The organism is Brevibacillus sp. FSL K6-2834 (genome assembly GCF_038592925.1).
GTDB classification, from domain to species: Bacteria; Bacillota; Bacilli; order Brevibacillales; family Brevibacillaceae; genus Brevibacillus; species Brevibacillus borstelensis.
On the sequence record NZ_CP151945.1, the window covers coordinates 4606869 to 4624784 of the forward strand.

Genomic DNA, 17916 nt, shown 5'->3' on the forward strand with positions numbered 1-17916 from the left:
AATGCTCATTCATTTTTGTTTTGTAAAAAAACATCTCACCACTTTTTGCTTGCGCTTTCGTGAGATGTCTGGCAGTTCAGCCGACACTGAATCACCGTTCAGTTTTTATTGTAATCGAAAAGAGAAGCCGTTGCAATCTCCATTTGCCGATTTTTTGCAACAGCAAGACTGTACGCTTTTTCATCTTTTGGGACAATCAATCAAAAAAGGAGGGATGCCGAACGTTTCTGTCGGCTGCTCCCTTCCCTTCTCTTCTTACCGCTCTCTGTACGCAATCGACGTAATCTTATGTCCAAACGGATTGGATTCGTCTTTTTCAAATAGGAACTCCAGCTCATAGGGTCCCACCTGGCGATGCTCGTACTTGCCGGTCACCCATAATTTATCGGAACTGTTTTCGTCCCTTTTGAGCTTCAATTCCGCCATGTAACTATGCAGCGGCAAAGCTGCTTGCAATTTGGTCAGACTCTCTATGGCAGCTTCGCTTACATAGGAAGACAAGCGCTGCTGATCTTTGTCCAAAAACGCCCGATTGGCCGCCGTCAACAGCAGGTTGGCTGCGATCTGCTGCCGCTTCGTGCTTTCCTTGAACTGCTTGCTGGCGTCCCCCTCCAAAAAATGATGCAAGCGGGTGAGCACAACCGCAAACTGGGCTCTGGTCATGTTGGAGTACGGGTCAAAATTTCGCTGCCCGCCAAACAGTTGGAATTCCCGAATCGCTTCCGCATAAGGAGAAACGGTATCGACGTAGCTGCTCTTGTGCTTCCACTGGGAATAGCCGTCATAAAACAGTCTTACGTCATTGATTTTGGGCTCGACGATGCGAAGCTTGTATGGCGACAGCACATGGAACAGGATCATGCTCGCCTCTTCCCTCGACATCGGATATTGCAGGTAAGGCGTAGGCACCCACCATTCGGGATTGACTTTCTGCGGTTTTTTCATCAGCATGCCATTTGATGCGAGATGCAGATTGTAGACCATCAGATCGCCCGGCCTGAAATCGTTGACAAACCCGGTGTTTACATCGAGCAACACCTGCATGTTGGCAACCAGTCCTTCGATTTCCGTTTTCAACGGATAGCGATGATCCAGATACGGCTGGGGGACGGGGGTTGCAAGTCTTCCGTACACATCCTCCAGAACGCGGTTGACCAGTGCCAGCGCTTCTCCGCGCGACACCGTCTTGTCCGGGTTGAAGTGGCGGTTCCCTCCGTGCTTGAATATGCCCCGCTGTTCAAGAAAGAGGATCTCCTTTTCAGCCCAGTGCCCTCTGATATCATCGTAGTAAGTTTCCGCCGCCCCCGCCTGGACAGCAAAAACTGACTGCACCAGGATTGCGACAATGAGTAGGAAAAGAGAATGCCGTTTGCGCATACTATACTCCTTTCAGATTATTTTTAAAGCTAAGCTAATATGTAAGCCAACTATTCCCTCTCCATTTGGCAGGTCCACCTAGCCGAATGGTTGCATTTTCCCTTACTAAAACACTATATGACCCGAGACAAAAATACCAATCATTTCTACAATTGTAAAGATTGCCAGAAAAATTGAACAGATAGAAGTAGTCTTCAGGAACTAAAAATAGTTCCTTTCGCCCATCACCAGGAAAAATAAACGGCTTTATGTACAATCATCGTTAGTTCCAAAGAATCGTTTTGAAAACAGAAAAACCGGAGACCCTGAGGCCCCCGGTGACAGCTTGCAAATGATCAGTCGATTTTTTCCATCCAGCCTGGTCCTTTTTTCATCAATATACGATACAGAATCAGGTCCACGATCACAAACAGGACGCATACAGTGCCGGCAACCATGGAGCTTGCGGCATCTCCCTGGATCACAAAGAAGAAAATCAATCCGGAAACAGCCAGCATGATGATGAGCGGTATGAGCGTGTTCATGTTCTGCTTCACCGCTTTTTGCTCCGAGTCCCAATCCAGCTTGGGCATGTTCAGGTCGATCATGATCCCAATCAGATTGATAAACAGGATTCCCGGGACAGCCGCCACAAAAGACAGGAGCAGAAAGGAGACAGGAGCTTGCAGTGCGATACCCGCCAGAACCTCCATCAATAGCAGGCTGAAAACGCCTAAAATACATCCCGGTACAATTTTTGCCAAGATGATCACCGAAGCGGGAACCGGCAGAAACTTGTTGACGAAAAAGTTCTGTCCCTCCCGAGAAATTGCCGTTACAGAGATGCTCCCCGTGGTCGTAATAAACATGGCTGCGGCCACTGCGATTGCAATGCCGATCCCTGCCGCTGTCTCCGATTGAAGCATCTCCCCGTATGCGGAAAGGCCGGACAAGCCATCTGAGCGTGTCGCCAAGGGCAGAAAAGCAATAAACGGCAAAAAGAGACTGGAAAGCACGCAGTTGAGCAGAAAGGCAGGTGTCCGGAACAGCGTTTTCCACTCTTTGATCGCGTAGGCGAGGAAGGCGGAACGTTTTCCCGTCATGCGGTCAAACTCTTCCGCACTGGCCCGCTGGCGCTTCGCAGCCGTTTCCGAAATGCCCATAACGCCTTTCAAATACAACCGATCACCGAGAATGATGAGCGCTGCTCCGAAGGCTGCGGAGATGAACAGGAAAGCCCCAAGATAGCCGATGCCGACTAACGTGCCTGCTTCTGCCAAAGCCATCGCGCCCAGTCTGCTCGTCGGAAACATCTGTGTGACGAGCGACAAAAACATATTTTTGTCTGACAAAATCATTTCCTGAAGCTGCTCTGCGTTCTCAATCGTACTTGCCCCCCGCTGCACGATTGCCTGAAACCCGATCGCGATCGCGATGGCCACCAATCCGCCGATCAGCCGGAAGCGGTCTTTACTCTTGCCGATGTTGGTAAACCGCATGAACACCATCGCCACAAGCGAGGCTAGGACGACAGGAATGACCGGCAGCACCAAAAAAGTGATCAGCATGTGCAGGTAGTAAAGGACGCCTGCGCCGCTTTTGAATCCGTACGTAATCAAAAGAGGTCCTAAAAGGATCGCCACCGTCGCATACTCGTACAGAAGCGTGACGAGAAACTTCGCGCCGATAATCTGAGCGGGCTTGAGCGGCAGAGGGAGCAGATGCTCAATGTCCTGTGAATAAAAAAAGACGGATAGAACGTAAAAAATGCCGAGAACAAAGATGCCCAAGCAGGCTGCAGCCAGCCCCAACCCCAACAGAACCGTTTCCTGTCCGACCAGCTTCAGGCCGTCATAGAGCGCTGATGCAATCATGACGTAGGCCGACATCAACGGCAACAGGCCGAGACAAGCCAACAGCAGCAGCGCAATCTTTTTCCACCTGTCCTTTGCTTTGCCTCCCAAAAAGCCGCTGCCGTTTTTCAGCATCACTTTTGTCAATTGCCAGGTCTTATTCATGATCGGTCATCTCCAGGAACAAGCGCTCCAGTGATTCATCGGACTGGAAGTGCTCCTGCATCTCGCGGAATGTACCGCAGAACTGCAGGACTCCTTTGTTGATAATGGCTACCCGATCGCACAGCTTTTCCGCCACTTCCAGTACGTGAGTCGAGAAAAGCACAGTCCTTCCGGAGTCGGCGTGCTCCCGCATCATTTCTTTCAGGGTATAGGATGATTTCGGATCGAGACCGGTCAGCGGTTCGTCCATAATCCAGACTTCCGGCTCGTGGATGAGCACTCCCATGATAATGATTTTTTGCCTCATTCCGTGCGAGTAGCTCTGGATGGGATCGGTCAGGGCATCGATCATGTCGAACCGTTTCGCCAGAACTTCGATCCGTTCCTTGCGCAGGCTGTGCGGAACCTCGTACATATCCGCCATGAAATTGACGTATTCCAATCCTCTCAGCCGCAAAAACAGATCCGGGCTGTCGGGTACAAAGCCAAACTGGCGCTTGGCCGCAACTGTATCGGTCAAAATATCCTTTCCATTGATCAGCACCGTTCCCCGGTCAGGACGAGTGATCCCCGTAATCATTTTGATAGTGGTTGTTTTCCCTGCGCCATTTGGCCCCAGAAAACCGAATATCTCGCCTCTCGGAATGGTCAACTGAAGGTTGTCGACCGCTTTTGTCGAGCCGTTGTAGCTTTTGGTAACTCCTTGGAGTTCTATCATCATGTACCTCCTCATATGTGCCGCTGGGAAGGAAGGTCCCCTGTTTAAGTACGTTTTAACCGGCTTATTGGTTGCATATATCGGAATTTGCGCAATTCCCCAAATTTATCAAACAAAACAAAAAGGAGCAGTGAACAAATTCACTCTCCTTTTTGGATGCAACTGTTTGCCGCATTCTGTTCATTAGGCTTGCGGAATGAAGCTTCCGTCTCTGAGCATGGTCAATTCGCCCATGATAAAGGCAATATCTTCATTGTCGCCCAGCACGCCGCGCTCTTCCAGCGCTTCCAGACGGCGCAGCAAAATATTGGCAAAGTCCTGGATTTGCACCGGATGCCCTTCCATGTCTGCCTCGTCCATGACAGTGATGTCCATCATGGCTTCCAGGTGGGTAACCATGCGAAAACCGCCGATCTCACCGAGGTATTCGGGCTTGTTGAAAGAAGAGCGCTCCAATTTTTTCAACATGCTCACAATATCGTTTGCATACATGCTGGGAAAGGCCACCTGATAAAAATTCCGGTTGGCTGCTTCTTCTGTCTTAATGATCAGTACGTCCGTACCTTCCAGCTTTTTCACTTTTTTTCCAAAACCAAACATGATTATCCACCTCAACTATTCGAACTGCATGACTCCCTTCATGATAGCCGTAAATACTGGTTGGAAACAACCCCTATCTGTTTCCTGTTTCTTTCACCTGGTCTTTCTTGCCCTGTCAGGAAAAAGTTAACGCGATTGGCTGTTCTCTCCCGCAGGCATGCTAGATAAAGAGAATCATGTGAGGAGAAGTGAGGTGCTGGCATGAAACGATGGTTGATTCTGTTTGTGGCGGCTGCTCTCTTCGCTGGCTGCAATGCGGGACCGCAGGACGAGAAGGGAAAAGCCAAAACGACGCAAAGACAAGAAAGACAAATCGCTGTACAAAAACTGGGGGAGAGCAAGGCCGATACGGTTATTTTCCTCAACAGGGCTGAACACGTCTGGGAGGAGCTTTACTTTGCGGCGATGGAAAGCAAAAGAAAGCCGATCCGCGAAGACGGCTTGACCTATCGTGCCCTTCCCTCCCGCTTTGACAGCCGGGAGAAAATCGTCTCCTATTTTTCCCGCTACTGGACTCGCCCCTTGGCTGAGCGGATGTACGACAATCTGACTACTAAGGTAGTCAAGGGAAAGGTCTATCTGGCAGGGCCCTCCGCCCTGTATCCGGTATTGATTTCGACCGGCAACACGAGCTTGGAAAAAACGGCAGACGGGCTGCTCGTCACGGTGAACGAGGCCACCTCCCCTTCTTTTGCGTCGGAAAGGACGATTACGTATTTGCTCGTTCGCGACAAAAAAACAAAGCGGTATGAAATCAAATCGAGAACGGGTGCGTACGGCAGCGAACAATTTGAATAACCCTCTTGACATTTTTATCCCTCCATGCGAATAATTATGAATTAATAAGCGCATACGGATTGCAATGACGGGGACTAGTAAAATCGCATGTCCGGACCAGAGAGCGAAATTCAGCGGCTGAGAGATTTCGCCCGCGATACGGTTTGAACCCACCCCCAGAGCTGCCAGGGATGACCTGGACAGGTTTCTTTCACCTGTTATCAAAGAAAGAGAGCTGGACGATATCCGAGCATCCAACGTGCTCCTATCGTCAAGTAAGGTGGTACCGCGAAGGTAAATGAACCCTTTCGTCCTTATGTCGAGGAACGAAAGGGTTTTTTATTTTTCTAGACAAGGAGGCTCTGAGATGAAAAAGGGAAAATTGCGGCTGGTTGTAAAGGTGGGCAGCAGCTCGCTTGCCGCTGCGGGTGGAGGCTGCGACCCGTACAAGATGTCTCTGCTCGTCTCCGCTGTAAGCAAGCTGCGGGAGGCAGGACACCAGGTCGTTTTGGTCTCCTCGGGCGCGGTGGCGAGCGGTTTTCGGGGACTGGGGTATCAGCAGCGACCGCGAACGCTGGCAGCCAAACAAGCAGCAGCCGCGATCGGCCAGAGCCTGCTGATGCAGACCTATACACAGCTTTTCGGGTCCTACGGGATCACAATTGCGCAAATATTGCTTACACGCAGCGACTTTTCTCACCGGGGACGGTATCAACACGCTTTCCAGACGCTGTCGCTCCTTTTGGAGAAAGGCGTGCTGCCGATCATCAACGAAAACGACACAGTCTCTGTGGAAGAGCTTACCTTCGGCGACAACGACATGCTGGGCGCGCTCGTTGCCGGTCTCGTTCACGCCGATCTCTATCTTATTTTGACGGATACGGATGGTCTGTACGACAAAGATCCGCGCAGCCATGACGACGCCGTTCGCATTCCTCACCTGCCTGCGATCACAGAAGACGTGGAGGCGCTTGCCGGTGGCGCTTCCCGGCTCGGTACAGGCGGAATGCGTTCCAAGCTCATCGCTGCCAAAACAGCCCATCATCTGGGCATCTCTACCTTCATCGGGCGCTTGGGAGAGCCGGACGACCTGATTGCCGTGTTGCGCGGCCAAGGGAAGGGCACGTACGTCGGCCACAAGCCGGAAGAACCGCCGCTGCACGCTCTTCCGACCCGCAAGCAATGGATTGCCCTGCACTCCCCTGTCAGCGGCCAGATCACGATTGACTCCGGGGCGGCAGAGGCTGTCCTGGAAAAGCGGAGAAGCTTGCTGATAGCAGGCGTTCTGGAGGTCAGCGGAAGTTTCCTGCAGGGCGAGGTGATCGACGTGTACTGCGACGGCCGCCTGATCGGCAGAGGCGTAAGCCGTTATGACGCGAGCGAATTGCAAGACCTGTTGTCAGCGCATCACCCGGCGAAGCCAAGCGGTACGGTAATCCACCGCGATCAATGGACGGAAGCCGCCTTTTTAACCTAGAAAGACAAATAAACGGCAGTAGCCGCTGACGTATTGGAAAGGGAGATGAGAACCATGGAGAGCGCCCTGAAAGAGAAATTGTATGGGCAAATGAAGCTGGCAAAGGAAGCGTCCCGCCAGTTGGCCCGCTTCAAGCAGGAAGCCAAAGACGCCGCCCTTTGCGAAGCAGGCAGACAGCTGCTGCAAAACCAGACGGCGATCCTGGCGGCAAACGAGCAAGACCTGATCAAGGCCCAGCAGGCTGGTCAGCCCGCCGCCTATCTGGATCGGCTGCGACTGACGCCTGAGCGGCTGCAGGATTTGGTGGACAGCCTGCATCAGCTCGCAAAGCAAACCGATCCGGTCGGTGAAATCATGGAGCGCTGGACTCGTCCAAACGGTCTGGTTATCGAGCAAATCCGCGTCCCGCTCGGCGTGGTCGGCATCGTCTACGAGGCACGTCCCAACGTCACTGTCGATGCGGCGGCAATCGCCCTGAAGACAGGAAACGCGATCGTCCTGCGTGGCAGCCGAAGCGCACTTTCCAGCAACCTCGCGCTCACTGAATGCATCCGCAAAGCGCTGGTCCAATCCGGCCTCCCCGAAGAAGCCGTTCAGTACCTGCCTTATCCGGATCATGAAGCTGTAGATCTATTGTGCACCGCAAACGGCTTGATCGACGTCATCATTCCTCGCGGAGGCGCTTCGCTGATCCAGCGCGTACTGCAAAAGTCGACTGTGCCCGTTCTGGAAACAGGGGTCGGAAACTGCCACGTCTACATCGACAAAACGGCCGACTACGACATGGCCGAAGCGATCATCCTGAACGCGAAGTCAAGCCGCCCGGCTGTGTGCAACGCCGCCGAAACTCTGCTCGTCCACCGCAGCTGGCCGCAAGATTTGCAAAACAGACTGCTTGCCAAGCTGCTTTCAGCCGGAATCGAGCTTCGCGCCTGCGAAAAGACACGGTTGCTCCACCCCGCTCTTGCGAACCGATTGGCAGCAGCTTCGTCAGCGGATTGGGATACCGAATACTTGAGTCTGACCCTGGCAGTCGCCACTGTTGACAGTCTTGATGACGCCATCGGGCATATCGAAAGCCACGGAACGGGGCATTCGGAAGCCATCGTCGCTTCGGACAACGAGAGAGCCGAGTTGTTTCTGTCCCGTGTAGATGCCGCTGCGGTTTATCACAATGCGTCGACCCGCTTTACAGACGGAGGAGAATTCGGCTTCGGCGCGGAGATCGGCATCAGTACTCAAAAACTGCATGCACGCGGCCCGATGGGTTTGACCGCCCTGACGACCAGCAAGTACGTCGTCCGCGGCTCTGGCCAGATCCGCTAATACAAACAAATCAGCTGCAAGTGGGCTCGCCTGCACCGCTGCCCGCCTGGGAAGGCGACTGGCAGGCAGGTCCCCGCGCAGACAGAGGAGGATTCAGCATGAGTAGCATCAACCTTCAAACCGTGCGCATCGGCTTTCTCGGCGCAGGCTCCATCGTAGAAGCCATGCTGGCCGGTATCGTCAAAAACCGATTGCTTTTGCCGGAGCAGGTGCTGATCACCAATCGCTGCAACCAGGATCGTCTTCAATGGCTGTCAGAACAATTTGGCGTATCCGCGTGCTCCAATAAACATACATTGATTTCCCAATCGGACATCCTGATCCTGGCGATGAAGCCGAAGGACGCTGCCGAGGCCTGCCAAAGCCTGAGAGGATTGGTACGCAAGGAGCAGCTGATCATCTCCGTCATCGCCGGTGTCTCTACCGATTGCCTCGGCGAATGGCTCGATATCGACTGCCCGATCGTCAGAACGATGCCCAACACTTCGTCCGCCATCGGCTTGTCGGCGACCGGCATGGCAGCCAACCGCTTTGTCACAAAGGAACAGCTCCAGCTCGCCACCCTGCTGTTTGAAGCAATCGGTTCCGTCTACACCGTTGCCGAGGAAGAGCTGGACATCATCACAGGTCTGTCCGGCAGCGGCCCTGCATACATTTACTATCTGGTGGAAGCGATGGAAGGTGCAGGCGAGAAAGCCGGCCTTTCCAGGGAGATGGCCCGGAAGCTGACGGTCCAGACTCTGCTCGGGGCAGCCCAGATGCTGCTGCACACTACGGACGAACCTGCCCTTCTCCGGAAAAAGGTGACCAGTCCGGGAGGCACCACTCAAGCTGGCCTGGAGGTGCTGGAATCGTTCCGCTTTCAACAAGCGATCACTTCAGCTGTTCTTCGCGCAGCCGAGCGGGCCCGTGAACTCGGTGCCCAGTACCAATAAGCCCTCGGGCTTTTCCGCTGGGGCCCGCTTTCGTGTATACTGGTAGAAATGAACCGAACGAGGAGAACATGCATGGAGATCTACGCCCTTTTTGGAACAAGCGGAACCGGAAAAAGCACGAGCGCCCTCCAGCTTGCCCATCAGCTGGGGATTGACGCCATCATTGACGACGGCATTCTGATCCATCAGGGACGCAAGCTGGCCGGGACTTCCGCCAAATATGAAAAAACAAAAATACAGGCGGTAAAACGGGCCATTTTTCACTACCAGGACCACGCCGATGAAGTGCGCCGGACGCTCGCGCTGACCAATCCGGAGCGCTTGCTGATCCTTGGCACCTCCCGCCGGATGATCTCCCGAATCGTCGAAGCGCTCGGACTGCCGGACCCTGTCCGCTACATCCCGATCGAATCGATCAAGCCCCAGCAGGAGATTGAAGCAGCCCGCTACATCCGGGAGACGCAGGGAAAGCATGTGATCCCGATTCCGCGGGTCGAGGTGGAAAAGGATTTGCTGCAGCGCCTGATCGCCTCCGCCCAACAAATTTTTTCCCCGAAAAAAGAAGTGATCGGCGAAACGACCGTCGTCCACCCTTCTTTTACTGGCGGACGAATCATGATTCATCCCCAGGTTTTGCGAAAAATCGTTCAGGTTACATGCGCCCGATTTCCCGAGGTCACGCAGCTGCAAAAAACAGTCTATACGTTTGAGGATTTGCCGCGTCTGGAGGTTTCCCTGACGCTGCGTCTGCCCTTCGGCACTCCCCTGCAGCCGCTTGCTCACCGGATTCAGCAAGCGCTTCACGAGGAAGCGACGTATTGTCTGAACATCGCACCCGCAAGCATCGATCTGAAAGTGGTTCAACTCGAATTGGAAAAATAAAGGGCTGGGGCAGTTCTCTGCTTCCAGCCTTTTTTTGCTTCCTTCCTGCAAGGATATTCCCCTTTGGCTTGCCCCATGCTAATACGTGTGTATCCCATCATGGTTAATGAAAGGAGAACACCGATGCCTGCAATGATGACTGCTCCGCAGCAAACACAAGTGCCGATTCCCCAGCCTCCCCGCGCAATCACCACAAAGGACTGCAGCTACCTGAAGGATGCCCTGTCATGGCAGCTTTTGGCCTTTAAAAAGCTTCACTTTTTTGCCCAGCAAGCGACCGATCCGGAAGTGAAGCAGGCTTTGGAAAAAGCAGGCCAAATGCACCAGCGGCACTACCAGAAGCTGTTGACCCATTTGCAGGTCAACAACGCCGCGGTGATGGCTTCCATCCCTCAGATACAAGCCCAAGCGCAGCAACAGCAAAACCAGGCCCAGTAAAGGGAGGGGAAACCTGATGCCCAATCAAAATCAGATTGCCAATCCACAAAGCGGACAGCTCCCCCAGGTAAAAGGACCGCAGATGAACGATCGGGACTTTATCAACGATGGCCTTGCCACGTGCAAATACCTGACTGACAGCCTCAATGTTGCCGTACGGGAAGCCAGCCATCAGCAGTTGTACGACGACCTCTTGCAAATCTTGAACGAGACGCACCAGAGCGCTCGGGAAATGTACAATCTGATGTTCCAAAAGGGCTGGTACAAGCTGGAGGCAGAAGAGCAGCAAAAGCTGCAGCAGGCATATCAGCAGTTCAGCGGGTACTCCAGCCAATTTCCTTATCATTGATGGGAGAAACACGAAAGAAGGGACATCCACGACCGGATGTCCCTTTGCTTTGAAATCGATGTACGCAATGCAATACCGCTTGGCGTTAATGACTACAGCACAAAAATATCAGTCTTTTGCCGCAGCTGCCTGATGTGGACTGCTACCTCTTCTGCTTCCCTCGCAACCTGCCGGATATGTTCCCCAACCTCCTGGATCGTAGCGGTGACCTCCTCGGCCGAAGCAGCGGTCTGCTCGGAAACCGCGGTCACGGAAAGGACGTCCTGCCGAATCGACTGCTGGAATCGGCTCATCTCATCCGTAATGACTACGACTTGCTCCAGAGCCATCTGCAAAGCGTCCGTGATGGCTGCCAGACGGGATACTCCGTCAGAAACGCCCTTGATCTTTTCGGACTCCTCTTCGTACTTCGACATCGTCAATTCCAATTCACTTGTCACCCGGTTTACTTCTCCGATGACATCCTGCACATTTCTTTGGATCACCAGGGTCGCTTCGGAGGTTTTCTCGGCCAGCTTTCGCACCTCTTGGGCGACGACAGCGAAGCCTTTCCCCGCTTCCCCCGCCCTGGCGCTCTCGATGGCCGCATTTAGTGCGAGCAGATTCGTCTGCCCGGCAATTTCCTGAATCGTGGTCACGACGCTGCCGATGTCAGCCGACTTTTGCACCAGCCGTTCCATACCGGAATTGACTTGTCTGAGCTGGGCTGACGTTTCTCTGGAATGCGACAGGAAGGACTCTAGCTGCAGCCGGCTTTCTTCTCCTGTCCGCAAAACGTCTCTGCCCAGGCGCTGCATGTCTTGCACCTGTTGATTCACGTTTTGAATCTTATCCGTCAACTCGCCATTGAGCCCGGAGATGGCTTCGACAGACCGGGCCGTCTGCTCGTTCCCCCGCGCGATCTCGCTGCTCGCCGTGCCGATTGCAAGTGCCTGTTCCTCTACGTTTTGCATGCTGCGGGCCATTTCGTCGGTCATTTGATCCATTTGTCCAGCCGCTGTTTTCACATCGCCAATCAGCTCTCTGAGGTGCGCAATCATCTGGGAAAAAGAATCCATAATCAGGCCGATCTCGTCTTTTCTCGAATAGGCAAAATCCGCTTCCGCGAGTTTTCCGGCTGAGACTTCCCCGGCCTTTTCGCTGATTTGGCGCAGAGGACGCAGCCTCCTGCGAATGAACAGCGCCAGACAGATCGCGGCGAGGAAGGAGACAATCAAATTGAGTGAAAGCGTAGCGGGCAGGCTTTCCCATTGGACCTTCGAGATGATGCCTTGGACAGCCGAAGCATCAATATCGACGCCGAGAATGCCTACCACCTTGCCAGACTGGACCAATGGGGCAAATGCAGAAAGGTAGTCCTCATTGTATTTGGCATCATGGACGATCGGCTGACTGGCTGTTCCCCCGTTGAGAACAGGAACCAGCTCCTTGTACGTCAAGGTGGAAGCCTCATCGCCGATCTCGGCTGCATTCGGCTCCCCTTTGGGCAAGCCATCGATCATCAGCTTCACGTTTTCTGCCTCATCTACCTGAATCGTATAAATGTACTTTGCCCCCATTTTCTTGCGAATGTCGTCCAATTGATTCCGGATGCTCCAATAGTCCTCGCCCTCCACAGGGTTTTCCAGGAAGCGTTGATACGTCCCGATGTCCACCTGTGCTGCCGCATTCCGGGCCAAATCCATCCCGAAAGCGGAGATCGACTTTTCTACGGCATTGCTGTTGTGCAAATAAAGACTAAGCGCATTGACAGCCGCCAATAAAAGCATCACCACTCCGATGATGATCACGATATTTGTCACGATGCTTGTCTGTTTTTTTGTTTTCATGGAATCCCCCCAGCAATGGCTTTCCCGACATGTTTTTGTATGGATTTCCCTACCCTTTTTCCCGCCGCGATAAACCCGCTACTTCCGCAATAACTGCGAGAGCCGGTACAGCGCATGCTCCAGGTCCTCCTCGCTTGCGTAAGCGTAGGAAAGACGCATATGCTGACTGTCTGTTTGGTCATACACATATCCGGGGTTCAGCAGGATTCCCTCGGAGAGCGCCCGTAAAAAGAGCGTCCGCATGGATCTCGCCTGCTCTAGGCGCAGCCAGATGTAAAACCCGCCACGCGGCTCCTGCCATTCGGCAATGCCGGAAAACCAGCGAGAAAGAGCACTGCATGTCAGGTTCCTCCGCTCTTTCAGCGACGCTCTTACCCGCTTCAAGTGTTGCTCGTAGCGATTTCCCCGCAGCCACTCTGCCGCAGCCAACTGGGACAGAGCGCTTGCACCGTAATCTGTCTGCATTTTGACATCGGCCAGCCGCTCGATCACCGGCTCCGGCCCGACGATCCATCCGATACGCAGCCCGGGGCTGAGCGTCTTGGACAGGCTCCCGGTGTACAGGACAAGCCCGTTCTGGTCCAGCGCTTTCAGCGGCAGCGGTCCCGGCTCGTCCAGCCACAGCTCGCCGTACACATCGTCCTCCAGGATCGGAAGCCGCTCCCGTTCGCAAATAGCCATGACCTGACGTCTTCTGTCTTCAGACATGAGCGTGCCGGTCGGATTGTGAAAAGAAGGAATCGTATACAAAAGAGCCGCATCCCGGAGCTGCTTTTGCCTGGCCAAAGACTCCGGCCGTATTCCTTCGTCATCCATCGGAATCCCCAGCAGGCGCATCCGGGAAGCTTGGAAAACCGATAGCGAGTAAAGGTAGGAAGGTCGCTCCAGGAGAATACCGGAGCCCTGTCGCAGGATACCTTGCGAGATCAATTGCAGGGCTTGCAAGGCTCCCGACACGATCAGTATCGATGCGGGCGACGCCTCAATCCCTCTTGTCCGCAGATAGCCGCTGACGGCCTTGCGCAGCGGCAGCCAGCCCTTTGGCTCCGAGTAGCCCAGGTGGGTAAGGCGTCCCCGCAGCGAACCGAGGATCTCTTCCGTTTCCCTGAGCGGCAACAGGTCAGGGGACAGCTCTCCCGTTCCCAGACGGATCATGGAAGGATCACTCTCGTATTTGTTGATGTCCTGTATCGTCTGCATATTGGACGGATGATCTCCTGTCTGTACATAGCTCATCCAATCGGGAGGCGCTGCGGATGCGAGAACGGACCATGTATTGTTGCTTACGACCGTTCCGCTTCCCACTACAGACTCGATCAGTCCTTCCGCTTTTAGCTCGTCCAAGGCCGTGACCACTGTACTGCGATTTACCCCCCAAGCCTCCGCCATCGCCCTTTGCGTGGGAAGTCGGGTATGAACCGGCCATTCGCCGCTTGCGATCTTTTCCTTTATATACTGGATGATTTGCAAATAAACAGGCAGGTCAGCATGTTTGTCCGGCTTCCAGTCCAGCTTCAGCATCACAGCATTCCCCTCCTTTTCCGACAGTTCGTTTTGTTGCTATTTTACGAATTGGTTGGTCTCAAAGCAAACCAATTGGCTGGAGACATTCTCCGTTTTTTCACGTACGCTAAAACCTATGAAAAGGATACAAAGGAGGCTCCCGCATGTGGGAAGCAATCGCGCACGGTTTCGCACTCGCACTTGGCTTAATACTGCCGCTAGGTGTGCAAAACGTATTTGTCTTTAACCAGGGAGCACTGCAGCCTACTCTCTGGCGTGCACTGCCAGTCGTCATCACGGCTGCTCTTTGTGATACCGCCCTTATTTTGCTGGCTGTGCTCGGTGTTTCACTGGTCGTCCTTACCTTTGCCTGGCTGAAAATGATCCTGTTTGCAATCGGTGTCTGTTTCCTCGCATATATGGGCTTCATGACCTGGCGCAGCCGCCCGGCTGTGGACAAAGAGGCAGCGGAGCGCTTCACGCCCAAGCGGCAGATCATGTTCGCCGCGTCCGTTTCCCTGTTGAATCCGCATGCCATCCTGGACACGATCGGGGTCATCGGAACGAGCTCGCTTCAGTATACGGGTACGCTGAAATGGGCCTTTTCCCTCTCCTGCATCCTGGTCTCCTGGCTCTGGTTTCTGGCGCTTGCCATCGCCGGAAGAACCGCTGGAAAGCTCGACACCTCCGGCAGACTGCTCCGCGGGCTAAACATCGTCTCCGCGCTGATTATCTGGGCTATCGCATTGTATATGGCCATTTCCTTGATCCGCGATTTTCAGTCTCTTTCCTGACCAAAAAAAGGAGAGCCTCCCCGCTCTCCTTTTTTGCTTCTCTACGTTCCTCTGCGCTTTTCGGCCGCAAACACTTCTCTTGTTTATCCCAAAGAGGTCCAGGGCAGGATAATAGTAACACCTCCAAGAATTCCGCACACGCAAAGGAGCTGAAGGGATATGACTCGTCAACGGTACAGGCAGCTTCGCTATCCGTTAATCGCGTTGGCGTTGATACTGGGGTTACTGGCTATTCATCAGTACCGCCTGTATGCCTCTCCAGTGACTGCCCAACGCGTGCAGACTGTAACCATCTCCAATGCAGGTTTCTTGCCCAACAAGCTATCCGTCAACAAAGGAGAGACCGTCTCCCTGATGATCGTCAATACGGATATTCGCCCGCACAATCTCGTGATCCGCGAATTGAACGTGCAATCCTCCGATCTGAAGCCAAACCAGTCGGCAACGCTGCAATTTTTGGCTGAGCAGGAAGGCCAATTTCCATTCATCTCCAATACCCCCGGCTATCCGGAAATCGGTTACCAGGGGACTTTGATCGTCAATTAGCCTTCACGCTGGATGGCTCTAGCAACGGAAGAGCTTTGCTAGAGGTGGCTGCTTTGGGCAAACCGGGGCTGCTTCCACGGCCCATAGCGGATTACTAGCAAGGGAATCAAGCCTAGAGCAGTCGCAATCCCAAAGAACAAATACGTTTCCAAAATCGACGAGAGGTCCTTGATCCAGCCGCCGACCAGATTGCAGGTCATCGACCCGAGTCCATTCCCGATAGACACAAATAAAGACAGCGCCGTCACTTGCAGAGAAGCCGGTGTGTTGTCCCTGACAAATTGGGAAGCTGTGGCCAAATAAAAGCCGACGGAAAGTCCTTGCAGGAAAAAGAAGGCGATCACAAATGTCGTCCCCGGCGCCGAGCTGTACCATAGCCAGCGCATGGCAGAAACAGTCCCCGCCAAAAGAATCGTCAGCTCCAGGCCGAAGCGGCGGACAAAGAAACTGGCCAGCTTCATGAACGGCGCCTCACTGCCGGCAAAGAGCATAAAGGCAAGCCCGATGCCGGCGACAGAGCCGCCAATATGCTGGTAGTACAGCGAAAACCAGATGTTGTGCGCATTAATGGCTCCGTAGATAAAGAAAGAAGCAATGAGAAAAAGGACATAGCGAGGGAGCTTCATCAGCTCCATCACGCCCTGAAGGAGGCTCCCGCCAATCCGCGGAGCCGATTCGGTATTATCCGGAATATTTCGCAAAAACCAAACAGCGATCAGCGACGCCACACAGTAGGAAACGAAAATGCTTCCCGTACCCCATTGCTCCAGAGCGAGTCCTGTCAACAGCGCTGCCACGGCAAAGCCGACGGCACCCCATAGGCGAATGTCTCCAAACTGGAGGTGATGTTGTTTGGCATAGCCGAGCGCCATGCTGTCCGAGATCGGTACCAGCGCACTTTGGAAAATAGAGAGCAGGACGTACATGAGGAAGACGAGCGCAAACGTCGAAACCGCCGGAAAGAGCAGACCGACCAATCCCGAAGCGACCAGCGCAAGCATCAATACAGGTTTTCGTATCTGAAAACGATCACAGATCATTCCCCAAATCGGCTGGGTGACCATGGAAACAACAGGAGTCACTGCACTGATGATGCCGATTTGGGTTCCCGTGAGCTGAATGGACTGATAATACTGAGTAATCAGCGGATAAAGCGCCCCGTACCCGTAATAGATGAACAGATACAAAGCACACAAGCTCATATGCCGCCCTACCTTGCCCTCCATAGAGTCCTCCTTCTGATTTAAGAAAACCAGGTTTTCGCCAAACTGTTTGGCGGTCGACCAAAGAAAAGACGAGCCAACAGTGCTCGTCTTTTGCAGGTCTTCAGCATCCGCGCCCCATCGACAGGCTCTGGCTCTCCTGCCGCAGTGAGCCAGCCGCCTGACGAAAGCCGGCGCTTTACTTTACCGATGGAAGGATTTTGTTCATATTGACCGTTCTTTTCTTATCCCACGTCTCCGGCTTCGTTTCGTCGTATTGCTCGAGAAACTGGATAACCTCTTTGGTCAGCGGCGTCGGGGTGGACGCCCCGGATGTTACAGCCACCCGCTTTTTCCCTTTCAGCCACTCCAGATCAAGCTCGGACAAGTCTGCGATCCGATATGCCGGCACACCGGCAATCTCTTCCGCTACCTGAGCGAGCCGGTTGGAGTTGTTGCTGCGGGGATCGCCGACGACGATGGTCAGATCGGCCTCGCCTGCCTGTTCGGCAACAGCTTCCTGCCGAACCTGCGTGGCCAGGCAAATTTCATTGTGGACCTCTACTTGCGGATAACGCTTGATGATCGCGTCCATCAGGTGTTTGACATCCCACTGGCTCATCGTGGTCTGATTGGTGACAATCAGTCTGTCGGTCGGCATCGACAGTTTTTCGATTTCGTCTACGGTCTGCACCAAATGCACCCGATCAGGAGCGATTCCTACTGCCCCTTCAGGCTCCGGATGCCCCTTCTTGCCGATGTAGAGGACGTGGTATCCCTCCGCCACCTTTTCACGGATCAAATCATGCGTTTTGGTGACATCGGGGCATGTCGCATCCACGACGGTCAGCCCTTTATCACGAGCTTTTTTTCGCACCTCCGGCGAAACGCCATGCGCGGTAAAAATGACTGTCCCTTCGTCTATTTGATCCAAGAGGGCAAGCCGGTCTTCGCCATCCAGCGTTTTGACCCCCATCTTTTCAAACGATTCAACCACATGGGCGTTGTGCACGATCATCCCAAGAATGTGGATGGGACGGGGCAGATCGAAGTTTTGCGCCGTTTTGAGCGCGAGCACCATAGCGTCAACGACGCCGTAGCAATAGCCGCGGGGGGAAATCTTGATGACTTCCACGTTTACCCCTCCTCCATTTTGCGTATTGCCT

The 17916-nt window shown here is 53.8% G+C and carries 17 protein-coding genes and 1 other annotated feature; of the genes, 9 read left to right on the forward strand and 8 right to left on the reverse strand.

The annotated features are described in order from the left end of the window. Positions 1-255: 255 nt before the first annotated feature. The 4 genes from NST96_RS22590 to NST96_RS22605 form a co-directional block, all read right to left on the reverse strand. A complete protein-coding gene (locus NST96_RS22590) occupies positions 256-1377 on the reverse strand; it encodes an S-layer homology domain-containing protein (protein WP_003391313.1) in 1122 nt (373 codons plus the stop codon). A 335-nt stretch (positions 1378-1712) separates the two neighbouring features. Next, complete coding sequence (locus NST96_RS22595; protein WP_243014659.1) at positions 1713-3374, reverse strand: hypothetical protein; 1662 nt, start codon at positions 3372-3374, stop codon at positions 1713-1715. Then, positions 3367-4092 (reverse strand): ABC transporter ATP-binding protein, encoded by a 726-nt coding sequence (locus tag NST96_RS22600; RefSeq protein WP_003391310.1) that lies wholly within the window; start codon positions 4090-4092, stop codon positions 3367-3369. Before NST96_RS22600 ends, NST96_RS22595 begins: the two co-directional genes overlap by 8 nt. A gap of 183 nt (positions 4093-4275) precedes the next feature. Then, entirely contained in the window at positions 4276-4692 is a 417-nt protein-coding gene (locus NST96_RS22605; RefSeq protein ID WP_003391307.1) for a hypothetical protein, read from the reverse strand. 201 nt (positions 4693-4893) lie between these two features. Here NST96_RS22605 and NST96_RS22610 point away from each other — a divergent pair, with 201 nt between their 5' ends. The 7 genes from NST96_RS22610 to NST96_RS22640 all read left to right on the forward strand — a co-directional run bounded on the left by NST96_RS22610 (position 4894) and on the right by NST96_RS22640 (position 10876). Beyond that, positions 4894-5490, forward strand: coding sequence for a DL-endopeptidase inhibitor IseA family protein (locus NST96_RS22610; protein WP_024985581.1), 597 nt, complete (start codon positions 4894-4896; stop codon positions 5488-5490). Between the two features lie 55 nt (positions 5491-5545). Next, positions 5546-5788, forward strand: a binding site (T-box leader). Positions 5789-5836: 48 nt separating this feature from the next. Further along, complete coding sequence (gene proB, locus NST96_RS22615; protein ID WP_003391301.1) at positions 5837-6946, forward strand: glutamate 5-kinase; 1110 nt, start codon at positions 5837-5839, stop codon at positions 6944-6946. A gap of 54 nt (positions 6947-7000) precedes the next feature. Further along, a complete protein-coding gene (locus tag NST96_RS22620; RefSeq protein WP_338463270.1) occupies positions 7001-8272 on the forward strand; it encodes a glutamate-5-semialdehyde dehydrogenase in 1272 nt (423 codons plus the stop codon). Between the two features lie 98 nt (positions 8273-8370). After that, a complete protein-coding gene (proC, locus tag NST96_RS22625) occupies positions 8371-9207 on the forward strand; it encodes a pyrroline-5-carboxylate reductase (protein ID WP_003391295.1) in 837 nt (278 codons plus the stop codon). A gap of 72 nt (positions 9208-9279) precedes the next feature. Further along, positions 9280-10089 carry a hypothetical protein gene (locus tag NST96_RS22630; protein WP_003391293.1) on the forward strand — a complete coding sequence of 270 codons (810 nt, stop codon included), beginning with the start codon at positions 9280-9282 and terminating at the stop codon, positions 10087-10089. A 123-nt stretch (positions 10090-10212) separates the two neighbouring features. Then, positions 10213-10527 carry a ferritin-like domain-containing protein gene (locus NST96_RS22635; RefSeq protein WP_003391291.1) on the forward strand — a complete coding sequence of 105 codons (315 nt, stop codon included), beginning with the start codon at positions 10213-10215 and terminating at the stop codon, positions 10525-10527. A gap of 16 nt (positions 10528-10543) precedes the next feature. Next, a complete protein-coding gene (locus NST96_RS22640) occupies positions 10544-10876 on the forward strand; it encodes a spore coat protein (RefSeq protein ID WP_003391289.1) in 333 nt (110 codons plus the stop codon). 92 nt (positions 10877-10968) lie between these two features. Here the strand turns inward: NST96_RS22640 and NST96_RS22645 are convergent, their stop codons facing one another. Next, positions 10969-12705, reverse strand: a complete 1737-nt coding sequence (locus NST96_RS22645) for a methyl-accepting chemotaxis protein (RefSeq protein WP_003391288.1) — start codon at positions 12703-12705, stop codon at positions 10969-10971. A gap of 78 nt (positions 12706-12783) precedes the next feature. Further along, entirely contained in the window at positions 12784-14226 is a 1443-nt protein-coding gene (locus NST96_RS22650; RefSeq protein ID WP_031931614.1) for a PLP-dependent aminotransferase family protein, read from the reverse strand. Positions 14227-14372: 146 nt separating this feature from the next. Between NST96_RS22650 and NST96_RS22655 the strand changes: the two genes are divergently transcribed. Next, positions 14373-15002 (forward strand): LysE/ArgO family amino acid transporter, encoded by a 630-nt coding sequence (locus tag NST96_RS22655; protein WP_003391283.1) that lies wholly within the window; start codon positions 14373-14375, stop codon positions 15000-15002. Between the two features lie 159 nt (positions 15003-15161). Further along, a complete protein-coding gene (locus tag NST96_RS22660) occupies positions 15162-15548 on the forward strand; it encodes a cupredoxin domain-containing protein (protein WP_003391281.1) in 387 nt (128 codons plus the stop codon). A 38-nt stretch (positions 15549-15586) separates the two neighbouring features. Here the strand turns inward: NST96_RS22660 and NST96_RS22665 are convergent, their stop codons facing one another. Further along, positions 15587-16774 (reverse strand): MFS transporter, encoded by a 1188-nt coding sequence (locus tag NST96_RS22665; protein WP_243014661.1) that lies wholly within the window; start codon positions 16772-16774, stop codon positions 15587-15589. A gap of 175 nt (positions 16775-16949) precedes the next feature. Further along, positions 16950-17885, reverse strand: a complete 936-nt coding sequence (locus NST96_RS22670) for a 4-hydroxy-3-methylbut-2-enyl diphosphate reductase (protein ID WP_003391276.1) — start codon at positions 17883-17885, stop codon at positions 16950-16952. Between the last annotated feature and the right edge of the window lie 31 nt (positions 17886-17916).

Bases quoted from the DNA above. Each gene is read 5' to 3' on its own strand.
- NST96_RS22590 (WP_003391313.1), bottom strand. From the start codon at position 1,377: ATGCGCAAACGGCATTCTCTTTTCCTACTCATTGTCGCAATCCTGGTG.
- NST96_RS22595 (WP_243014659.1), bottom strand. From the start codon at position 3,374: ATGAATAAGACCTGGCAATTGACAAAAGTGATGCTGAAAAACGGCAGC.
- NST96_RS22600 (WP_003391310.1), bottom strand. From the start codon at position 4,092: ATGATAGAACTCCAAGGAGTTACCAAAAGCTACAACGGCTCGACAAAA.
- NST96_RS22605 (WP_003391307.1), bottom strand. From the start codon at position 4,692: ATGTTTGGTTTTGGAAAAAAAGTGAAAAAGCTGGAAGGTACGGACGTA.
- NST96_RS22610 (WP_024985581.1), top strand. From the start codon at position 4,894: ATGAAACGATGGTTGATTCTGTTTGTGGCGGCTGCTCTCTTCGCTGGC.
- proB (WP_003391301.1), top strand. From the start codon at position 5,837: ATGAAAAAGGGAAAATTGCGGCTGGTTGTAAAGGTGGGCAGCAGCTCG.
- NST96_RS22620 (WP_338463270.1), top strand. From the start codon at position 7,001: ATGGAGAGCGCCCTGAAAGAGAAATTGTATGGGCAAATGAAGCTGGCA.
- proC (WP_003391295.1), top strand. From the start codon at position 8,371: ATGAGTAGCATCAACCTTCAAACCGTGCGCATCGGCTTTCTCGGCGCA.
- NST96_RS22630 (WP_003391293.1), top strand. From the start codon at position 9,280: ATGGAGATCTACGCCCTTTTTGGAACAAGCGGAACCGGAAAAAGCACG.
- NST96_RS22635 (WP_003391291.1), top strand. From the start codon at position 10,213: ATGCCTGCAATGATGACTGCTCCGCAGCAAACACAAGTGCCGATTCCC.
- NST96_RS22640 (WP_003391289.1), top strand. From the start codon at position 10,544: ATGCCCAATCAAAATCAGATTGCCAATCCACAAAGCGGACAGCTCCCC.
- NST96_RS22645 (WP_003391288.1), bottom strand. From the start codon at position 12,705: ATGAAAACAAAAAAACAGACAAGCATCGTGACAAATATCGTGATCATC.
- NST96_RS22650 (WP_031931614.1), bottom strand. From the start codon at position 14,226: ATGCTGAAGCTGGACTGGAAGCCGGACAAACATGCTGACCTGCCTGTT.
- NST96_RS22655 (WP_003391283.1), top strand. From the start codon at position 14,373: ATGTGGGAAGCAATCGCGCACGGTTTCGCACTCGCACTTGGCTTAATA.
- NST96_RS22660 (WP_003391281.1), top strand. From the start codon at position 15,162: ATGACTCGTCAACGGTACAGGCAGCTTCGCTATCCGTTAATCGCGTTG.
- NST96_RS22665 (WP_243014661.1), bottom strand. From the start codon at position 16,774: ATGGAGGGCAAGGTAGGGCGGCATATGAGCTTGTGTGCTTTGTATCTG.